Origin of the sequence: Chitinophaga sp. (assembly GCF_035564935.1) — a bacterium.
Taxonomy (GTDB): Bacteria; Bacteroidota; Bacteroidia; order Chitinophagales; family Chitinophagaceae; genus Chitinophaga.
Window position 1 is genome coordinate 1 of sequence record NZ_DATMTE010000476.1, and the last position, 2,626, is coordinate 2,626.

A 2,626-nucleotide genomic window follows, 5' to 3' on the forward strand; every position below is an offset into this window, starting at 1 on the left:
GTTATTTATAATATGTAAATATTGTTAATACAACCAAAAAATCCTTTTCCCCCTCTTTTACGTTAATTATAACAGAGAGTTACCTGTGTTTACCTGTTTTAGAAAATCTGGATCATCACTTAAACTACCACCTGTTTTACCGATCTAAACATTGGCATACGACAAATTGCTTGAGAATCAATTAAAAATAACGGAAAAAGTCATGTATTAACCGCCCCCGGGCATCCTTAGAAAACGTCTTTTACCCCCCTTTTTGTTTAAATCAGTTAAGGCAAAACTTAAACATTATGTCATCTGTTGAATTTAACACCTTGCTTATCGGAAATGCTGATTTCCTGAAACCCTTTGCTTTTACCCTCACCAAAGACACCGAACAGGCAAAAGATCTTTACCAGGAAACCCTTTTCAGAGCCCTGTCCAACCGGGAAAAATACCTGGAAGGCACAAACATCCGCGCATGGCTGTTCACCATCATGCGAAATATCTTTATAAATCACTACCGGAAAAAATTAAAACATCGCACCATCGCAGAACCCGGCGCCAGCGAATTTTTCATAAACCATCAGCAGAATATAGTCAGCAATAAAGCGGCCTCTAACTTACACATGAAAGATATCCATATAGCAGTGTACCACTTGCCGGGCATCTTCAAAAAACCCTTTATGCTCTATTATGAAGGCTACAAATACTTCGAAATTGCAAATATGCTGAAGGAACCACTAGGCACCATCAAAAGCAGGATACATTTTGCCCGGAAAATACTCAAATCACAGGTACCCAGGCAATAATCCCCTTACCTCTACCAGAAATCTGTTCAGCTCAACGCCGGACCTGTATTGCTATGAACGGATGGACGTGTATGCGGTTACCGGCCTTCAAAGTCGGTACCGCTATGAACGGTGGTAACCATATACCAGCCGCAGGTAATGCTCCCTGAGGTGCGACTGGAAATAAAAAGCAGTGATCATAATTATAGCAGCCGCACAGAGGAATGCAGGATGAGGCCAAATATAATAACCGGCAAAGCACAATACCAGGTAACGTGCATACTCCAGGTAAAACACCCATTTCTTCTGCTCCATAATAGCGCCGCAGTTGATCAGCGTAAGCAGGATCAGCAGGGTAACACATACCTCTATAAATACCGGCACATAGTGCTCCAGTAAAAGAAAAGAGAATAATAAAACCAGTGTGGCCACTATCTGCCACAGCACATAATTAAACAGTTTAGGCGCCTCCGTTATATGAGGATTGCGCAACAGGAACTTCTCCTCCAGGATGGCCCTCGCACCGGGATCCACGTTATCCGGCTTGCCAAAAACAACACGCAATTTATTCCTCCACCCTTTCGCCTGCCGGGCGGAATACAACATCTCCAGGATAAAATGGAAATGCTGCCACAAAAAGCTATTGCTTTCCAGCGGTTTTGTAAGGCCATACACCGGCTCTTCCTCTTCTTTCACAAAAGTGCCAAATAGTTTATCCCATATTATAAATACGTCTCCATAATTCTTATCAAGATACTGTGGATTGCTGGCATGATGCACCCGGTGATGCGACGGCGTAACTAATATATACTCCAGTATTCCCAGCTTACCTATTGTACGTGTATGAATAAAGAAAGGATACAGCCCGTGCACCAGCAGCATACTGGTAATCATGGCAGGAGGAAAACCGATCACCGGGAGTATGGCCCAGAAACCTGTACGTATAAATGCCTGGAACACGGTGATCCGCGCAGATACCGTGTAATTAAACTCCTCACTCTGGTGATGTACCACATGTGCACACCAGAACACGGTTACTTCATGCGCCAGCCGGTGATACCAATACCAGATGAAATCCGTGCAGATCAACAATGCCACCCACAACAATACACTGGCCTTAATATCAAAAATAGCAAAGTGCCGGTACAGGTAATCGTACACAAAATAAAATAATCCTACCGTGAACGTATCCAGTAAACGCTCCGCGATACCTATACTCAGGTTGGTAATAGAATCATTAAACTTGAAATAAGTCTTTCCATTCTTCCTTGCCACCAGGTATTCTAACCCTATAAAAGTCAGGAAAAAAGGAACTGCCAATGCCAGGTAGTTTAAATGCACTTGTTATAATTTTAAATCCGGAAATCCAAATAGTAAGACATAGGCTAATACATGGTGCCAGCCCATGCATAGGTTTATTGGTAATAACTGGTGGTGGTAAATTACCGCAATGATAAGCAATAAAATTTAATTATCCTACTATTTTACTAGACTAATAAAAACAGAAGGCGGAAAACAGCTTTCGCCGCTCTCCGCCCCTGCGTCATTGCATATATTTTTTGTTAGTCTTCCGGAGGTCCGCCATCCGCCATTCTTACCACTTTAGGCACAAACCGTCCAATCACTTCTACGAGAGATGTTTGCGCCTGCATCACGGTATCAATGTTCTTATACGCACCAGGCGCTTCATCCAATCCGCCGCCAATAAGCGTTACCCCATGCTCCTGTAACTGCTGCCTTAACACGGCTTCGGTGATAGACGCTTTTGCCCGGGTACGCGACATTAATCTCCCTGCACCATGCGAAGCGGATTGCAAACTACCTTCTTCACCTTTACCCCGCACAATGAATCCTGGCGC

At 43.5% G+C, this 2,626-nt stretch carries 3 protein-coding genes; 1 reads left to right on the top strand and 2 read right to left on the bottom strand.

The window, feature by feature from the left end; translation table 11 throughout:
* Window positions 1-287: 287 nt before the first annotated feature.
* Complete coding sequence (locus tag VN105_RS12235; protein ID WP_325641230.1) at window positions 288-788, top strand: RNA polymerase sigma factor; 501 nt, start codon at window positions 288-290, stop codon at window positions 786-788.
* A 102-nt stretch (window positions 789-890) separates the two neighbouring features.
* Here the strand turns inward: VN105_RS12235 and VN105_RS12240 are convergent, their stop codons facing one another.
* Window positions 891-2,108, bottom strand: coding sequence for a sterol desaturase family protein (locus tag VN105_RS12240; RefSeq protein WP_325641231.1), 1,218 nt, complete (start codon window positions 2,106-2,108; stop codon window positions 891-893).
* A gap of 221 nt (window positions 2,109-2,329) precedes the next feature.
* Window positions 2,330-2,626, bottom strand: a 297-nt coding sequence (locus tag VN105_RS12245) for an RtcB family protein (RefSeq protein ID WP_325641232.1), incomplete at its 5' end; no start/stop codon positions are given.

What these genes read in the sequence shown, in the direction of transcription:
- VN105_RS12235 (WP_325641230.1), top strand. Translation starts at nt 288, where the DNA reads ATGTCATCTGTTGAATTTAACACCTTGCTTATCGGAAATGCTGATTTC.